The organism is Ulvibacter sp. 2305UL32-6 (genome assembly GCF_058148545.1).
Genome location: NZ_JBYVKA010000001.1, coordinates 650,992 through 668,792, shown reverse-complemented (window position 1 = coordinate 668,792; position 17,801 = coordinate 650,992). Strand labels below are relative to the sequence as shown.

Sequence of the window (17,801 nt, the reverse complement as noted above, 5' to 3'; positions counted from 1 at the left end):
CTTAGTACCAAATTCGTAAATCAACCCTTGGACGCTAGCATCATTATTATCATTTTAAGTTTGATCTTTTCAGCCTTTTTTTCAGGTATGGAGATCGCCTATGTTTCTTCCAATAAGATTCACATTGAGATTGAAAAGAAACAAAACAACTTTTTAGCAACCATTTTACAGCGAATTACCAAAAGACCTTCCAAATTTATAGCGACCATGCTCGTGGGTAATAATATTGCCTTAGTGATCTATGGTTTTTATATGGGAGACCTCTTAATGGATTATATCCCTATAGAAGGTTTTACGGGCTTATTTGTACAAACGGTTATTTCTACCTTAGTTATTTTGTTGACTGCCGAATTTCTTCCGAAGGTATTCTTTCAGATATATGCGAACTATCTCGTTAAGATATTCGCTATTCCAGCCTATTTCTTTTACTTGTTGTTTACCTTTATTTCTGAATTTATTATCTGGATCTCAGATCTCGTTCTTAAGATTTTCTTTAAAACTGAAGGTGATATTGTTCAGTTGAGTTTTACTAAAGTAGAGTTGGGAAATTACATAAGTGAACAAATGGAAACAGTTGAGATGGAAGATCATCTGGACTCCGAAATTCAGATATTTCAAAACGCTCTTGATTTTTCCGAAGTAAAGTCACGCGAGGTAATGATTCCACGAACTGAGGTGGTCGCAGTTGACATCACCACCACGCCCAAAGAGTTAAGTAAGCTTTTTACCGATACAGGTCTGTCTAAAATTTTAGTGTATAAAGAAAATATCGACGATATTCTTGGATATGTTCATTCTTTTGAACTGTTTAAAAAACCTGATATTCTCAAAAAAGTCCTTATGCCTGTGGTTTTTGTACCAGAAACCATGCTGGCTAAAGATGTGTTAAATATATTGAGTAAAAAACGCAAGAGCATCGCTGTAGTTATTGATGAATATGGAGGTACTTCTGGAATCATGACCGTTGAAGATATTATTGAAGAGCTTTTTGGTGAAATAGAAGACGAACACGATAGTGTTGAGCTTATTGAAGAAGTATTGGGTGATGATCACTATTTATTTTCAGCACGACATGAGGTTGATTACCTAAATGAAATGTTTAAGCTTAACTTACCAGAAAGCGAAAACTATGAAACCTTAGGAGGAATGATCGTGCATTTTATGGAGGGTATCCCCGAACAAGGTCAGAAGGTCACCATTGAAGACTATGTGTTTGATATCGTTGAAGTTTCAAGTACAAAAATTGAACTTATCGAAATTCAAAATGTTCAAAAAGACTGATTCCTATTCTATATTCTTGTAAGGTCGCTAAATCTTTGTAGCGCCGCCTTTTATCTTCTTTTTTTTATTCTTACAATTTTATAAATAAACGTTTTTATAAATGCAGGGAAAATGGTATTTTCGCCCACTATTAAATCATGACCTAAGATGGCAATATTAAACAGTATACGTAAAAGAGGAGTTTTCCTTATCATTATTATCGCTTTAGCGCTTTTCGCTTTTGTGTTAGATGGTGTAATAAACAGTAAAACGGGAGGCTCTGTTAAAGGACAGGAAACTGCCGCTACCGTTAATGGTGTGGATATTCCACGTGCTGAATTTATGCAGCAGGTTGAAAATATGCAACGTAATCTTGGAGGCAACGGTTCGTCTACACAGGCAATGAACCTTGTTTGGGATAACGAATTGCGTCGCGTTCTTTTTGAAGAACAATTTGAAAAGCTAGGCTTAACTGCCGAAAGTGCTCAAGTAAAAGAAGCATTACGTCTTAATTTATCGAGTAATCCACAATTTACGGATGAAACAGGTGCTTTTTCAGAGGCCAGACTTCAGGAATATATCGCAACGGTAAAGTCTTCTCCTAATCAAGAGGCTTACAACCAATGGTTGGCTTTTGAAAAATCGACTACACAGCAGATCATGCAAGACATGTATCTGAATATGGTAAAAGGTGCAATGAAGGCTACTGTAGCCGACGGGGAGCAGCAGTACCGTTATGAAAATGATAAGATCAACATCGAGTATGTTCAAATTCCTTACGCGAGTATATCAGACGAAGAGATCGCGGTTAGTGATTCTGAGATCGCAGCATACGTAAAAGCTCATCCGAGTCAGTATGAGGTAGATCCTCAAGTTGATATTCAATATACTTTCGTTTCTGAAGTTCCATCGGCAAGTGATGAGGAAGCAGCTCGAACAAATCTGTTAGCACTTCTTGATGATCGTGTAGAAGAGAATAAAGTAACTAATACCATGGATACTATCTATGGTTTCAGAAATGCAAAAGATTACGCTGGTTATGTTTCAGCTAATTCAGATGATACTTATAACGATGCATGGCTTTATAGAAATTTGATACCAAAAGGGGCAGATACTTTATACAATTTATCAGCAGGTAGTATTTATGGGCCATACAAACTTGAAAATGGTTATAACCTTAGTAAAGTATTAGCGGTACGTCAATTGCCAGATACTGTTACAGCACGTCATATTTTGATCCCAATTGGTTTAAATCCAACAGACAGTATCACCAGAACCGATGCGCAAGCAAAGAAAACAGCTGACAGTCTTGTAACTGTGATCAAAGGAAACCGTTCTAAATTTTCTGATCTAGTAACTCAGTTTTCTTCAGATAAAGGAAGTGTTGAAAAAGGAGGACGTTATGAAAATTTCGCATATAACGCAATGGTAGCACCATTTAGAGATTTTGCTTTTGAAGGTAAAGTTGGCGATGTAGGTGTTGCTAAGACAAATTTTGGTTATCATGTGATCGAAATAGAAAATCAGAAGAATATGCAAAAAGTGATCAAAGTTGCTACGGTTAATAAGGAGATCACTCCTTCCGAAGAAACCTTGAACGAAGTATTCTCAATAGCTTCTAAATTTGAAGTAGAAGCACGCAAAGGTGATTTTGCAGAAGTTGCCAAGGCACAAGGATTAGATGCTAAGCCAGTAAATAAGATAGGCGCAATGGATGAAAATATTCCAGGACTTGGAGCTAATAGAAGTATGGTTTCATGGGCTTTTAAAGAAGACACCAAAGTAGGTGATGTAAAGCGTTTTAGCGTGACCGATGGTTATGCGATTGCACAACTAACCCGTAGAAACAAAAAAGCATTGATGAGTGTTGCTGAAGCATCTGCGACCGTTACACCAATTTTGAGAAAAGAAAAGAAGGCGAAGAAAATTCGTGAGTCAATTAAAGGAACTTCTTTGCAGGAGATCGCTGCTGAACAGAATGTAGAGGTTAAAAATGCAACAGCATTGACAATGGCTTCTCCAACTATTGCTGGTAGCGGAAATGAACCTAAAGTGGTTGGTGCTGCTTTCGGAACCAAAGCTGGTGAGACAACGGGCTTGATCGATGGTCAAACAGGCGTGTTTAAAGTACGTGTGTTAGCTGTTAATAAGGCTCCAGATTTAGATAATTATACATCTTATGCAAATCAGTTAACCACAAAAGATGCGCCAACAGTAAACACAGGTGTTTTTAATGCGCTGAAAAAGGCAGCTGAAATTGAAGATAATAGAGCAGATTTCTACTAGTAGAACCGCTTGATAATACAAAAAAGGCTTCGCAATTGCGAAGCCTTTTTTATTTGATCATATCTGTAAAATCAATAAGCGTCGTATATCCTTTACTTCGGAAGTATTCTTTTTCTTGTTCACCACCAGAAGCAAGTACAAAATCGCCACCCCAAGCTCCTAAACTTTTTATAAGGCCTTTATACGATGGGAAAAGACGTTTTTTTATAGGTTGCAGTTGAATGATCTCAGCAATAAGCTGCTCATGACGTTCCATAATTGCAATAAACATAGGTAGGTCAGTCGCTTCTAGCACCTCTAAGGTGAGTAGAGAGATTTTAGCGATATCTTCTTTTTTTACTTCGGAAGCCGCGCGATACCGCACAATGCCTTCTTTACTATCTTGCTTTTCATTGAGGTGTACAAAAAAAAGCTGATCGGTAAAACTCCAATTAAGTTGAACTGGTGTTATTGTTGGAATGCCATCTTTCTGACTGTATATTATTGGCTGATCATGCTGTGCCGCTGCAATGTCGTATCCACTTCCACCAAAACTAGCATGCAATAATTTAAACGCATCTATTTGGGCCCATTGAGCAATATTGTTGATGAGCGTAGAAGAACTACCCAAACCCCAATTCCTTGGAAAATCAAGTTTTGTTGTAAGTTCCCAACCATGTGATGTATCTAAAAAATGCGGATTGATTTTTTTTGCAGTTTGTAAAATTTCTATAAGTTTTGCAAGTACGTCATTGCCTTCCCCCGATTGCTCTATGGTAAACTGTTCCTGAAACCACTGTTTTTCGTCATGATCAAGGCTTGTCCAATGCAATTCAGAACCTTCCTTTGGCATCACTTCTAAAGATTGGCCAAATTTGGTCGGTATCGCAAGTGCATCTGCACCGTCAAGCACAACATATTCTCCAGTGAGAAGGAGCTTTCCGTTACTGTAAAAATGTTCTTTTTGCACGATGGCGTTCTTTTTAGTGAGTACGGAGGTTATGTATAAACAGATCTACTGCACTATGAGAAACAGGATTGTTTATAAAATGCTGTGTGGCTTTTTCTTTTTCTTCGGAAGTTGCTTCAAACTGATTTAAAATATTCATAAGGTGCATTTTCATATGTCCTTTTTGGATACCCGTGGTTACTAAAGATCGAATAGCTGCAAAATTTTGAGCCAATCCGGCCACCGCAACAATTTCCATCAAATTTTTGGCCGTAGGCCTTTGCAGGATCTCAAGTGCAAGCTTCACCAAGGGATGTAAAGAGGTAAGTCCGCCCACCGTTCCTAAGGCCAAAGGAATATCCATCCAAAAATGAAAAATACCGTCTTCTATGAAAGCCTGTGTTAAGCTTGAATAGTGCCCATCACGAGAGGCAAAAGCATGTACTCCGGCCTCAACAGCTCTAAAATCGTTTCCAGTAGCCAAAATCACCGCATCTACCCCGTTCATGATGCCTTTATTGTGCGTTACCGCTCGACGTCGTTCTACTTTGGCAATATCGACCGCCCGTACAAAATTACGAGCGAACACGTCTCCCTTTATGTCTCCGTGCGTTAAGTTTGATACCGGACAATGTACTTCAGCGCGAACAATGCACTCAGGAACATAATTTGACAGAATACTTAAAACGACTTTTGGGTATGTGTTTTCTTCGGAAAAAGGAGCGTATAAGCTAGCTTCGGCTTCAAAGGTCTTGGCGATGGTCTCTAGGCAGCTATTGATAAAGTTAGCGCCCATGGCGTCTAGTGTTTCAAAGGTGCAATGCAATTGATAGTAGCCTTCTAGTTTTTCGGAAGCGTCTACGAGTTGGATGTCTTTAAGCCCACCACCTCGTTTTTTCATATTCTTCTGAATCTCCTCGATACTTGTAATAAGTTTCGGCTTTACCCCTTTAAAAAAGCTTGTTAGCGATTGTTTCTTTCCGAAGAAATCTAAATGAACCTGACCGTTTTTTTCCGTAGAAAGTACCGTAGCTTTAAATCCACCGCGCGTTAACCAAAATTTAGCTGCATTGCTTGCCGCGGCTACAACAGAGCTTTCTTCGATCACCATAGGAATGGCATACAACTCATCATTGATTAAAAAGTTAGGAGCTATTCCAAAGGGTAAGTAGTAGTTTGTTAACGTATTTTCAATGAAATCGTCGTGGAGTTGCTGAAGTTTGGGGTCGCCATTCCAGTATTTTTTAAGTGTAGCTGCGGCTTCAGGTCTATCGCCTAAATAGGTTTGTACCAGCCATGCTATTTTTTCTTCTTTCGTTATTTTTGAAAATCCTGATACTGGATTTGCCATAATTGCGAAGGTTTTATGAACAAAGATACGGTTATTCATTTATTGGTTACGGCATAAATTTTAAATCGTGTTGACTGTATAATGACAGAGGTAACAATTATTAGTTTTAATGAAAAACCAAGACAATTGGGCGTATTTAACAGAAAATATGCGCGAATTTTCGTTAAATTTTCTTAAACTTGGCATACTAAAATTTAGAAATTTTGAATCAAAAATTCCTCACTAGTATTGCCGTGCTGTTTCTTACAGTTACCGCAACACTAACTGCACAACAAAAAAATATTACCCTCGAAGAGATCTGGGGTGGCGAGTTTAGAACCGAAGGTTTAGATGCCTTACATTCAATGAATAACGGGACGCAATATTCGGTACTAAATTACGATAGGTCGGCAAAGGCTTCTACTGTTGATGTGTACGAGTATAAAACTGGCAATAAAGTGAAGACCTTAGTAAGCACTGATGATCTTGCGGATTTGGAATATATAATTTCGTATGAGTTTAGTAGTGATGAAAGCAAAATGCTATTATCAAAAACCTTGCAGCAGGTATATCGCCGCTCTTCATTAGGTACGTATTATGTATATGACCTAAAAACTAAAAAATTAACCCTTGTTTCCGAAGAAAAAATTCAAGAACCACACTTTACTAAAGATGGCTCTAAAGTGGCATATGGATTTGATAATAATTTATATATCAAAGATCTAACGAACGGAAAGACCACTAAAATCACAACCGACGGAAAAAAGAACAGTATCATTAATGGAATTACCGACTGGGTATATGAAGAGGAGTTTGGCTTTGTACGCGCATTTGATTGGAATAGCGACGGAACTAAATTGGCTTTTATTCGTTTTGATGAAACCGATGTGCCTCGTTTTTCAATGGATATCTACGGAACAGATCTGTACCCACAACAACAAGTGTTTAAATATCCAAAAGCTGGTGATCCCAACGCTAAGGTGTCCCTTCACATGTACGATGTAGCTTCTGGGAAAACATCGAAGATCAATCTAGATAATTACAATAGTTATTATATTCCAAGGATTAAATGGACTGAAGAAGCTGATATTTTGAGTGCTCAATTGACCAACAGACATCAAAATGTGGTGGATTTAGTCTTTGTTAATGCAAAGGATAATAGTACGTCTCTGATCCTTCAGGAAAAGGATGATGCCTATGTTGACATTACAGACAACCTAACTTTCTTAAATGATAATAGTTTTATTTGGACCAGCGAGAAGAGTGGTTGGAACCATATTTATCACTACGATAAGACTGGAAAGCTAAAAAATCAGATCACCAATGGCAATTGGGAAGTGACCAATTATTATGGTTTTGATCAAAAAACGGGTAGAATTTATTATCAAAGTACAGAGAACGGTAGTATTAATCGGGATGTGTATTCAATATTACGCTCTGGAAAGAATAAGGCAAGACTTTCAACAAAAGACGGAACCAACAGCGCATCGTTTAGTGCAGATTTTACCTATTATATTGGCACTTTTCACGACACAAAAACACCGTATCAATTTACCTTGCATAATGCATTAAACGGGAAAGTAATTCGGGAGATTAAAGATAACAACGCCTTAAAGCAGAAATTAAGTAATTATAAAATATCTCCAAAAGAATTTTCTACCATCAATGTAAATGGGGAAGATCTCAATATGTATATGATCAAACCATTAAATTTTGATCCCAATAAAGAATACCCATTGTTTATGTTTCAATATTCTGGACCAGGGTCACAGCAGGTGGCTAATAAATGGGGCGGAGCAAATGACTATTGGCATCAAATGCTTGTACAAGATGGATATATTGTTGCCTGCGTCGATGGACGAGGGACAGGCTTGAAAGGAAGAGATTTTAAAAAAATCACGCAAAAGGAATTAGGAAAGCTAGAGGTTGAAGATCAAATTGCAGCAGCAAAAAAATTAGGCGCACAATCATTTATTGATGAAGATCGGATTGGCATCTGGGGCTGGAGTTATGGTGGCTTTATGTCCTCTAATTGCCTTTTTCAAGGAGCCGACACTTTTTCTATGGCCATTGCAGTTGCTCCAGTAACAAGCTGGCGTTTTTACGACACTATTTATACCGAGCGCTATATGACCACACCACAGGAAAATGCTTCGGGTTATGACGAAAACTCACCGATGTCTCATGTAGATAAATTGGAAGGTGACTTTTTATTGGTACACGGAAGTGCAGATGATAACGTACATGTTCAGAATACAACTCGTATGGTAGAAGCATTGGTGCAAGCAAATAAGCAATTTGATTGGGCTATTTACCCCGACAAAAATCACGGTATCTACGGCGGTAATACAAGACTGCATCTGTATACAAAGATGACTAATTTCATCAAAGAGTCTTTGGGAGAGCCCAAAGAAATGATGATGAACAGCAAGGACTAAACAACTAATTATTAATTAAACTCAACTATATGGAATTTAAATTTGGAGGTTCAGAAACAAATCAAAAGACGGTCCTCGGGCATCCGTCAGGACTATTTGTATTGTTCTTTACCGAAATGTGGGAGCGTTTCTCTTACTACGGAATGCGTGCCTTATTGGTGCTATTCTTAGTCTCTTCAATACTTGATGAAGGATGGGGATGGGAACGCGCTGATGCCTTATTCTTATATGCTTGGTATACAGGTTTAGTGTACATTACTCCAATATTTGGAGGTCTCATTGCCGATAAGATCATGGGATATCGCAAGGCAGTTATCTTAGGAGCCTTGTTAATGACACTAGGGCATGCGTCCATGGCACTAGAGGTTTTTACTGACCCATTTTTCTTTATTGGTTTAGGACTTCTTATCATTGGTAACGGACTGTTTAAACCAAATATTTCTTCAATGGTTGGACAATTATATAAAACACAAGGCAAAGAGAAAGATGCGGGATATACCATTTTCTATATGGGAATCAACGCAGGAGCTTTCTTAGGAATTTTACTTTGTGGTTATATTGGTGAAAAAGTAGGCTGGCATTTTGGGTTTGGTCTAGCAGGGATCTTTATGTTCTTCGGAATGCTCCAATTCTATTTTGCACAAAAAATATTTGGTCGTATCGGTCTTTCTCCTAAAGGAACAGAAGACTTTGATGATGCCGTTGAAGATTCATATGAAGACGCAAAAGAGGCAATTGAAGACACTATTGATGATGCTAAAAAATCTAAGATCACTCGTGATCGATTAATCGTGATTGGGGTACTCGCCTTCTTTACTATTTTCTTTTGGTGGGCCTTTGAACAAGCAGGAGGTTCTATGACCATCTTTGCAAAAGATTATACAGATAGAACGCTAGTGGGAGCGGGAGCTTCTACCTTTAAGATCTTTAATACCTTGCTTACCATTGTCCCAATGATTATAATAACATGGGTTCTAGCGATGCTGTTTAAACAAACTTATGGCAAATATGCGCTCTCTAATATTTTACTCGGAACAAGTTTTGTTATCATTTGGGGTATTGTTATCTGGATGTTACAACGCGAATGGGTTGCAGATTCTGCTGAAGTTCCTGCGAGCTGGTTCGGAATCTTGAACTCTTTCTTTATCATTGCGTTTGCACCGCTCTTCTCAAAATTATGGGAGAGCAAGTTCAATCCAACTGGGCCGGTAAAATTTGCTATCGGACTCATCCTTTTAGGACTCGGATTTGGAATTTTAGCCTTTGGTTCTATGGGGATTCCATTAGGAGCTAAAACGGCTTCAGTAAGTATGATATTCTTAATCTTAGCTTATTTATTCCATACTCTAGGAGAATTATGTGTTTCTCCCGTAGGGCTGTCATATGTAAGTAAATTAGCGCCAATAAAACTCGTTGGATTAATGTTTGGTGTATGGTTCGTTGCAAACTTTATTGCGAACACTGCAGCAGGTATTACAGGTAGTTATATTGATCCTATTGTAGAAGAATACGGGATGACCACTTTCTTTTTAATATTCACACTAATTCCAGTAGGTGCAGGTTTTGTTATGCTAATGCTAAACAAAACATTATTACGCATGATGCACGGGATCAGATAATAATACAATACATAGCTTTAAAAAACGTTCCACTAATAATGGAACGTTTTTTGTTACGTTACCTCTATAAAACAGTACAGAATGAGATTACTTTTATTTTTAGTTGTAGTTGGCTTTTCAAGCGTAGTAAGTGCGCAAAGTATCAACTGGATGACCATGGAAGAAGCTTTGACAGCGCAAGAAAAAGCACCGAAGAAAATTATCTTAGATGCGTATACCACATGGTGCGGTCCCTGCAAAATGCTCGATAAAAATACTTTTTCAAATAAAAATGTTATCAAATATATCAATGATAACTATTATGCTGTAAAATTTAATGCTGAAGGCAATGAAACAGTAGAATATCAAGATTTCACATATACCAACCCTAATTATGTTCCCGGTAGAAAAGGAAGAAACTCACAACACTTATTTGCACATGCTTTAAAGGTTCGTGCCTACCCAAGTTTGGTGTTTTTTGAAGAAGATGGAACTTTAATTCAAGCTGTTGCAGGTTATAAAACACCACAACAATTGGAGATCTTTCTAACCATGATCGCAACAGACGACTATAAAAAATTGACCACAAAAGAATTATGGGAAGACTACCGTGATTCTTTTAAAAATACGTTTTAGAGTAGGTTTTTAGTTAAGTGTTTCGCTATTCTAAGATGAGAGCTCCCTTGGTACCTGTATGGTGAAAAGGGAGCTTTTTTTCTCTACATGTTTTCTCCCACCGCCTTATATAGCTGGTATAATTGCTGCCATCGGCTACGATCAATACAGGCTTTATACTGTCAATAAGACGCTCTAGATGAACTTGAGTGCTATTGGTTAGTAATACGATCATTTCTTTTTTTTCTTCTTCGGAAACTTTAGGGTAAACTCCTATACTGTCTAACACTAAGATTTTGCGTTCATTATAGATAAAGGCTTTCGGAAGGAGTAGTTCTTTATAACGCTGTATTGCCTGCGTGACGCGATAGCCCTTTATAGGGAAGGCATCTTTAAATTCTTTAAGTGAATCAGTTTTTAAAACAATGAGTTGCTTCTGGTGCTTCGCAGCTATCAGGGTCGTTCTACTTTTATGAAAGATCACTAATTCTTCCGAAGTAACAGTCAGTTTATTATAGATCTTTATACTTATTAAAACGCAAAAACTGCACAGGGCTATCATGAGTCGCTTATAACTCCATTGCTTCCATAGACTAATTAGCGTGACTAATAACAAATAGCTTCCGAAGACCACCAAACCCGAAAGCGCAATATCCTTTACAACAAAATAATCTTGCGCCGCCACCCAACCAATGAATTTATTCAAGAAAGCAATAATTGCGTTGTACAATTGAGCTAGTAGATCGGGCAATATATCTAGGGTTGCTAAAAGCACGATCACAATACCGCAGATCAAAATAACAGCCAAAACCGGCATAATGACAAGGTTGGTGATCAAAAATAATCCAGGAAATTGATGAAAGTAATATATGCTTAGCGGAGCAATTCCTAATTGTGCAGCAATAGTTACTGTGGTTATACTCCATAACAAACGCAAAATGCGGTTCTTAGGCTGATAGTAGCTGTAAAGCTTGGGTTGAATCCATATGATAAAGAATACCGCGAGATAGCTTAGCTGAAAACCCACATAAAAGAGCCACAACGGATTTATGATGAGCAGTCCGAAAAATGAAAGGAATAAGGTGTTTATTGTGGAAGTGGTTCGGTTTAATTGTGTTGCCAATATAAACAAGGAAAACATGGTTGCTGCTCTAACCACTGAAGGTGATAGGCCAGCGATAAAGGCAAATCCGAAAAGGAATAATACAATTAAAGCAGCTTTTAACTGTTTGCCAAAGCGCAGGCGATCTAATGGTCTCAGTAAAAACTGTAAAAGCATAAAAACAATACCTACATGCAGTCCGGAGACGGCTAAGATATGAATAGCACCTGCCGCTGCATATTGCGCGCTGAGTTCTTTGCTAATGTCTCGGCGTTGTCCTAGAATAAGCGCTTGAATTATGGCGCGTTCGTTGGTATCAATAGTTGTAGCAGACAATTTTTTAATCGCGTGTTCCCTGATCTTTTCGGCCATGCCTCTGAGGGTTTTCGATCCTGAAGTTTGTTGTAAGATCTTATGGTGATCTATTTGTAATTGTCCGTATACCTGTTGCATTTGCATATAGGTAGCATAGTCAAACTGGTTTGGGTTAAAAGGAGGAGGAATGCTTTTAATTGTGCCAGCAACCAGTAGCCTATTGTCAATGGCAATTGTTTTTAAAAGTGAATCCTTCCGAATTTGTAGAAGCACCTTCCCAGAAGTGCGTATTGTATCAATGATTTCAGTGGTTGCAAGGTATTTGGTATAATAGTTATCGGGTTTTAATACTTCGGTTATTTTAAGTTGTATGAGTTGTACTTTTTCTTCAGAAGTACAATGTATATAGTGTTCCGCTTGAAATTTCGGGAGTCGCATTTCATAATTAGCATACCCCAAAAAGAAGAAAGCAAGGTATGTTACGAGTCCGAAATACGGAGAAGGAAAAATGGTTTTCCGCATTCGTCGCCAAAGGATGAGTAATAGAAGTATGCAACCTAAAAGTATTGGGAGCACAGAATACTTCCGAAGTAAGTCAAAGGAAAATAAAGAAGGTAAAAGATGTGCAGTAACTATTCCGAGAACGAGAAATAGCGAAAATTTTATAAGCGTGTAGTTGATCAATTTCATCCCAAGGTATAGGCGCTGGGCCGTATATGCTCGGGGGAGTCACCTTAAAGATACGTAATTTAGATAATACGACGTACTTCTACGAAAGCAGATTTCCAATAGCGTTCTTCGAGCGAAGAGACAATAACACCACGTGAGGTAGTTGAATGAATAAACTGAATGGCACCACCTCGTGTACTAGTAACGAGACCAACATGATTGATAACACGCCGATTCTTGTTGGTTTGAAAAAAGATAAGATCGCCCTTTTCTATTTTTGAAAGCGATATTTTTTTGCCTCGGGTCGCCATATCTCTTGACACTCTTGGCAGCTGTACGTTTTCTTTGGCAAAAGCTGTATATACTAGCCCTGAGCAATCCATTCCCGACTTTGTAGTTCCTCCAAATTTGTACCGTGTGCCTTCAAAGCTAGCGGCATAATCAACGATATTGTTTAACTTTTTATTAGGCGAACTCGTATTATCACGTATAGTTGTTGCGTGTTTTGAAGATGTTTTGGAAGTCTTTTTTGAACCTCCACAGGAGGCTAGCAATAGCGCAAGGGCGGCGAGCAGGATAATTTTTTTCATAGGGCAATGAAAGGGTTTGTTAAAAATACTATTTTTAAAGGAAACGTGAAATAAAATAATTTATTTAAGATACTTTAGTCAAGAAGATCATTTTCTATTTCGAAACAGCAGCTAAGCCAATGGCTTTTTGTATCAACTGTGCTGTTTTTTTGCTCGCCCCTTTTCCACCTAATTTCTGCTCGAGATCGTAATATTCCAAAAATAATGTAGCGCGTTGATACGGATCTAAGATCTTGTCGAGTTCTTCTTTTAATCGCTTCGGGTTAAAGTCGGTTTGAATCAATTCTGTCACAACCTCCTTATCTAAAATTAAATTAACGAGGGAGATATATTTTAGTTTGATCACACGTTTGGCGATCTCGTAGGAGATGCGATTTCCCTTGTAGCAAACCACCTGAGGGATTTTAAACAAACCAGCTTCTAAAGTAGCTGTTCCGGAAGTAACCAAGGCCGCATGCGACACGCTCAACAGGTCATACGTTTTATTTAACAGCAAATGCACATTCTGTTTCTTAATAAAAGGCGCATAAAATGAAGCTTCTTGGCTTGGAGCACCGGCAATTACAAACTGATAATCTGGATATGCTTCTACTGCCGTAAGCATGATTTCAAGCATTTTTGAAATTTCCTGCTTTCTGCTTCCTGGTAGTAGCGCAATGATAGGTTTTGTATCGAGCTGATTTTCTTTTCTGAAATGTGCTGGATCTACTTGTTTCCTATGAGAAATTGCATCGATAAGGGGGTGACCAACAAAGTGAACGGGATACTGATGTTTCTTTTCGTAAAAATCTTTTTCAAACGGAAGGATAACATACATCTGGTCTACATCTCGTTTAATTTCCTTGATGCGCCCTTCTTTCCAAGCCCATATTTGCGGAGAAATATAATAATGTGTTGCAATTCCTTGCTGCTTTGCCCATTTAGCAATGCGTAAATTGAACCCGGGGTAGTCAATAAAAATAATGACATCGGGGTTAAAAGCCTTAATATCGTTTTTGCAAAAAGTAATGTTCTTTAGAATAGTTCGTAGGTTAAATAGCACTTCCGCAAAACCCATAAAAGCGAGTTCGCGATAATGTTTAACCTCTGTTCCTCCTACAGCGGCCATGAGATCACCACCCCAAAAGCGGAAGGAAGCCCGAGGGTCCTCCTTTTGAAGTGCCTTCATAAGATTTGCGCCGTGCAAATCACCTGAAGCTTCGCCTGCAATAAGGTAATATTTCATAGTTTTCTTATAATCGCTTTTGTTCCTATTTCAGTTAAAAAAATTTCGCTGCAAAGATAGTCAGTGCTGCAAGTAGGGTTGCCATAATGACACCTCGTGCGCGATAGTATCGTTTCTTTTTCAGAAAAATAAAAAAGACGGCTAAGTTTAATATGGCCCCTAAGGCAATGATATTTCCCAGAACATCCTGTTCTTGGGCTATTTCGATGGTTGTTTCAACGGTATATTCTGAAAAAAAATAGATATACAGGTAGCTTCCTGCGAGATTCGCTGCTAACCCTATTAAAAATCCGATACCAATTTGCTTCGCTATTTGTGCTTTCATAGATCCCAGGTGTTTAGGTCGGCTATAGCGTGATGTGCTGTAAGGTCAAATTGCACTGGAACTACAGAGATATATCCATGTGCTAATGCCCATTCGTCTGTATCTTCACCTTTGTCGTTATTGACAAATTTACCTGTAAGCCAATAGTAGTCTCTCCCAAGTGGGTTGGTTCGTTTGTCAAAATTTTCTTCCCAATGTGCATTTGCTTGTCGGCATACTTTAACACCTTTTATTTCCTTTTCAGAAAGCTTCGGAATATTTACATTTAAAACTACACCTTTTGGCAGGCCCTTGGCAAGACAAAGCTCTACAATTTGTTTGATATATTTTTTGGTTGGTTCAAAATCAGCTTCTAGTGAATAATCTAATAAGGAGAACCCAATAGATGGAATGCCCAAGGTACCTGCTTCAACCGCGGCACTCATGGTTCCACTGTAAATAACATTAATAGAAGAATTGCTTCCGTGATTCACTCCACTCACGCAAAGGTCTGGTTTGCGTTTTAATATTTCATTGACTGCTAATTTAACACAATCAACGGGCGTGCCACTACAACTGTACTCTTGTTGTGGTGCATTTTTATCGATTTTTAATTTATCACAATACAAGGTGTCATTTATTGTAATTGCATGGCCCATGGCGCTTTGCGGCGCATCCGGCGCAACAACACAAACGTCTCCAATGGTATTCATCACCTCAATTAAGGTGCGTATTCCAGGGGCGGTAATTCCATCATCATTAGTGACTAAAATGAGAGGTCTTTTTTTAGACATAGGTACAATAATTTAAAAAGCTAAAATACGTTATATAATCCTGAATTGTCAATTCTCTATTTATAGAAAACTGTTTAACAAAAAATTAGTAACGATATATGCTATTGGCACGGTTTTTTATATAATTTTAGAGACTTATATAAATTGAAGACCCTTATGCGCATTATAAAAAAGAATTTTAAAGTTTTATTCTTGGCGGTATTTGTAGCTGCTTCTTCTTGCAGTTTTACAACCAAAGAGTTTAACGACCCAGATAAAGATAAACTTCTAATAGATTTGATAACCTATGTCCTGCAACGTGGTCATTATGACCCAGCAGATATGGATGATACATTCTCTGAGAGTGTTTATACAGATTTTATTGATGCTATGGACCCTATTAAGCGTTACTTTTTAGCTTCAGATCTAGAAGAATTTGACGACTATAAATTATTGATCGACGATCAAATTAAGGACAAAGACCTTACCTTTTTTAATGTGGTTTACGATCGATTTATGTTACGTCAGAAGGAGGCGAAAGAGATCTACAAAAAAGCTTTAGAGAAGCCGTTTGATTATAATGCCGATGAGAGTATTAGTGTAGATTACGACAATAAACCATATGCTACTACAGAGGCTGAATTGTTGGAGCGTTGGAGACAGCAGCTCAAATTTTCAACAATATCTTCTTATTACGACCTAATTGAAGAAAAGAAAACTTCAGAAAAAGCAGCTGCCGAAGCGGCGGTAAAAGGAGAAGAATATGAAATGCCAGAAAACGCGCTGTTAAATCCTTCGGAAATGGAAGAGAAGTCGAGAACCCAAACTTTGACATCTCTCAATGAATATTTTGAGTTTACCGAAGATCTTGAACGGAAGGACTATTTTGCTGTTTTTCTAACTACCATTGTAGAAGAATTTGATCCACATACCAACTATTTCGCACCACCAGATCGCGATCGTTTCGATCAACGTATGAGTGGTAAACTAGAAGGAATTGGTGCGCGACTTCAAAAGAAAAATGATTATATCAATATCGTTGAGGTCATTAGTGGAGGTCCCGCATGGCGTGGTGAGCATGTACATGTTGGCGATGCTATCTTAAAGGTGCGTCAGGCAGATGAAAAGGAAGCCGTAAGTATTGTTGGGATGCGTATCGATGATGCTGTAAAGCTCATTAAAGGCCCCAAAGGAACAAAAGTTGTTCTTACAATTAAACGTGTAGATGGTACAATTGAAGACGAAACGATCACTCGTGATGTGGTTGAGCTAGAAGAAACTTACGCCAAAAGTGCTTTGGTGGAAAAGGAGAGTAAAAAATTCGGACTAATAGCCTTGCCTCAGTTCTATTTTGATATGAATGATTACGGAGAGCGCAATGCTGCAAGTGACGTTAAAAAAGAAATTATTCGCCTTAAGGAAGAAGGTATGGAAGGTTTGATCTTAGATCTTCGCGATAATGGAGGTGGCTCATTAAAAACGGCTGTTGATATTGGAGGTTTATTTATTAAGGAAGGTCCAATGGTTCAGGTAGCATCAGGAGGATCTGTAAAAGAAGTACTTCGCGATGATAATGATGAGATCATTTGGGACGGACCTCTTGTGATCCTTGTCAACGGACTATCTGCATCGGCTTCAGAAATTTTGGCGGCTGCTATGCAGGATTATAAGCGAGCGATCATAATTGGTAGTAAGCAAACGTATGGAAAGGGTACAGTTCAAAATTTGGTCGATTTAAACACATGGTTGCGAAGTAGCGACATGGGTGATATGGGAGCACTTAAGTTAACTACACAGAAATTTTATCGTGTTAACGGAGGATCTACTCAGCTTGAAGGTGTAAAAAGTGACGTAGAGATGCCAGACCGCTATGCTTATATTGAAGTGGGTGAGCGCGACTATGACAATCCGTTGCCTTATGACAAGATCAGTCCGGCAGATTATAAGGTTTGGGATGGGTATATTGATTTTGAAGAAACTATTAATAAGAGCAAGGCTCGTATGGCACAGAGTGAGCAGTTAAAGTTAATTGAGGAGAATGCTCGTTGGATCAAAGAACGTCGTGATGAATTAGACGTGACGCTTAATTTTGAGGCTTATACAGCTGAAATTGAGAAGAGAAAGGCTGAGACCAAAAAGTTTGATGCGATCAATGAATATGACAATAAACTAAGTTACCGCTCATTATCTAATGAAGTGGCCTTGATGAAACAAGACACTACTTTGCGCGAAAAAAGAAAGCGCTGGCACAAAAATCTCGCTGGAGATATTTATGTAGAGGAAGCAGTTCACGTGTTGGAAGATTTAAAACTCAATAATATCAAAGCAGGAAAAGTCGCAAATATTAAGAATTAGGTTACTTTTACGA

General features: G+C 38.2%; 13 protein-coding genes. 6 read left to right on the top strand and 7 right to left on the bottom strand.

Annotation, left to right across the window (positions count from 1 at the left end; genetic code table 11):
• Positions 1-27: 27 nt before the first annotated feature.
• Positions 28-1,281 carry a hemolysin family protein gene (locus ACY2RU_RS03155; RefSeq protein ID WP_490136948.1) on the top strand — a complete coding sequence of 418 codons (1,254 nt, stop codon included), beginning with the start codon at positions 28-30 and terminating at the stop codon, positions 1,279-1,281.
• A gap of 147 nt (positions 1,282-1,428) precedes the next feature.
• Positions 1,429-3,546 carry a peptidylprolyl isomerase gene (locus ACY2RU_RS03150; RefSeq protein ID WP_490136947.1) on the top strand — a complete coding sequence of 706 codons (2,118 nt, stop codon included), beginning with the start codon at positions 1,429-1,431 and terminating at the stop codon, positions 3,544-3,546.
• Between the two features lie 49 nt (positions 3,547-3,595).
• On the opposite strand, the gene ACY2RU_RS03145 is transcribed toward ACY2RU_RS03150, so the two are convergent.
• Both ACY2RU_RS03145 and ACY2RU_RS03140 read right to left on the bottom strand, forming a co-directional pair.
• Positions 3,596-4,495: a GYDIA family GHMP kinase gene (locus tag ACY2RU_RS03145; RefSeq protein ID WP_490136946.1), complete on the bottom strand. Its 900-nt coding sequence runs from the start codon at positions 4,493-4,495 to the stop codon at positions 3,596-3,598.
• A 13-nt stretch (positions 4,496-4,508) separates the two neighbouring features.
• Complete coding sequence (locus ACY2RU_RS03140) at positions 4,509-5,825, bottom strand: hydroxymethylglutaryl-CoA reductase, degradative (protein WP_490136945.1); 1,317 nt, start codon at positions 5,823-5,825, stop codon at positions 4,509-4,511.
• A gap of 203 nt (positions 5,826-6,028) precedes the next feature.
• Between ACY2RU_RS03140 and ACY2RU_RS03135 the strand changes: the two genes are divergently transcribed.
• From ACY2RU_RS03135 to ACY2RU_RS03125, 3 genes are all read left to right on the top strand, one after another.
• A complete protein-coding gene (locus ACY2RU_RS03135) occupies positions 6,029-8,242 on the top strand; it encodes a S9 family peptidase (RefSeq protein WP_490136944.1) in 2,214 nt (737 codons plus the stop codon).
• A gap of 29 nt (positions 8,243-8,271) precedes the next feature.
• A complete protein-coding gene (locus ACY2RU_RS03130; protein WP_490136943.1) occupies positions 8,272-9,861 on the top strand; it encodes a peptide MFS transporter in 1,590 nt (529 codons plus the stop codon).
• An 81-nt stretch (positions 9,862-9,942) separates the two neighbouring features.
• On the top strand, positions 9,943-10,476 hold the full coding sequence (locus ACY2RU_RS03125) for a thioredoxin family protein (protein ID WP_490136942.1): 534 nt from the start codon (positions 9,943-9,945) through the stop codon (positions 10,474-10,476).
• A 25-nt stretch (positions 10,477-10,501) separates the two neighbouring features.
• On the opposite strand, the gene ACY2RU_RS03120 is transcribed toward ACY2RU_RS03125, so the two are convergent.
• From ACY2RU_RS03120 to surE, 5 genes are all read right to left on the bottom strand, one after another.
• Positions 10,502-12,562 (bottom strand): ComEC/Rec2 family competence protein, encoded by a 2,061-nt coding sequence (locus ACY2RU_RS03120; RefSeq protein WP_490136941.1) that lies wholly within the window; start codon positions 12,560-12,562, stop codon positions 10,502-10,504.
• Positions 12,563-12,621: 59 nt separating this feature from the next.
• Entirely contained in the window at positions 12,622-13,131 is a 510-nt protein-coding gene (locus ACY2RU_RS03115) for a C40 family peptidase (protein WP_490136940.1), read from the bottom strand.
• 94 nt (positions 13,132-13,225) lie between these two features.
• The gene (lpxB, locus tag ACY2RU_RS03110) at positions 13,226-14,356 is read right to left on the bottom strand and encodes a lipid-A-disaccharide synthase (protein ID WP_490136939.1); all 1,131 of its coding nucleotides are present in this window, start codon (positions 14,354-14,356) and stop codon (positions 13,226-13,228) included.
• A gap of 34 nt (positions 14,357-14,390) precedes the next feature.
• The gene (locus tag ACY2RU_RS03105; protein ID WP_490136938.1) at positions 14,391-14,681 is read right to left on the bottom strand and encodes a hypothetical protein; all 291 of its coding nucleotides are present in this window, start codon (positions 14,679-14,681) and stop codon (positions 14,391-14,393) included.
• Positions 14,678-15,454 (bottom strand): 5'/3'-nucleotidase SurE, encoded by a 777-nt coding sequence (gene surE / locus ACY2RU_RS03100; protein WP_490136937.1) that lies wholly within the window; start codon positions 15,452-15,454, stop codon positions 14,678-14,680. The genes ACY2RU_RS03105 and surE overlap by 4 nt, the downstream gene beginning before the upstream one ends.
• A 165-nt stretch (positions 15,455-15,619) precedes the next feature.
• On the opposite strand from surE, the gene ACY2RU_RS03095 reads away from it, so the two are divergent.
• The gene (locus tag ACY2RU_RS03095) at positions 15,620-17,788 is read left to right on the top strand and encodes a carboxy terminal-processing peptidase (RefSeq protein WP_490137469.1); all 2,169 of its coding nucleotides are present in this window, start codon (positions 15,620-15,622) and stop codon (positions 17,786-17,788) included.
• Positions 17,789-17,801 lie beyond the last annotated feature (13 nt).

What these genes read in the sequence shown, in the direction of transcription:
- ACY2RU_RS03130 (WP_490136943.1), top strand. Translation starts at nt 8,272, where the DNA reads ATGGAATTTAAATTTGGAGGTTCAGAAACAAATCAAAAGACGGTCCTC.
- ACY2RU_RS03140 (WP_490136945.1), bottom strand. Translation starts at nt 5,825, where the DNA reads ATGGCAAATCCAGTATCAGGATTTTCAAAAATAACGAAAGAAGAAAAA.
- ACY2RU_RS03105 (WP_490136938.1), bottom strand. Translation starts at nt 14,681, where the DNA reads ATGAAAGCACAAATAGCGAAGCAAATTGGTATCGGATTTTTAATAGGG.
- ACY2RU_RS03150 (WP_490136947.1), top strand. Translation starts at nt 1,429, where the DNA reads ATGGCAATATTAAACAGTATACGTAAAAGAGGAGTTTTCCTTATCATT.
- ACY2RU_RS03115 (WP_490136940.1), bottom strand. Translation starts at nt 13,131, where the DNA reads ATGAAAAAAATTATCCTGCTCGCCGCCCTTGCGCTATTGCTAGCCTCC.
- ACY2RU_RS03125 (WP_490136942.1), top strand. Translation starts at nt 9,943, where the DNA reads ATGAGATTACTTTTATTTTTAGTTGTAGTTGGCTTTTCAAGCGTAGTA.
- ACY2RU_RS03120 (WP_490136941.1), bottom strand. Translation starts at nt 12,562, where the DNA reads ATGAAATTGATCAACTACACGCTTATAAAATTTTCGCTATTTCTCGTT.
- surE (WP_490136937.1), bottom strand. Translation starts at nt 15,454, where the DNA reads ATGTCTAAAAAAAGACCTCTCATTTTAGTCACTAATGATGATGGAATT.
- lpxB (WP_490136939.1), bottom strand. Translation starts at nt 14,356, where the DNA reads ATGAAATATTACCTTATTGCAGGCGAAGCTTCAGGTGATTTGCACGGC.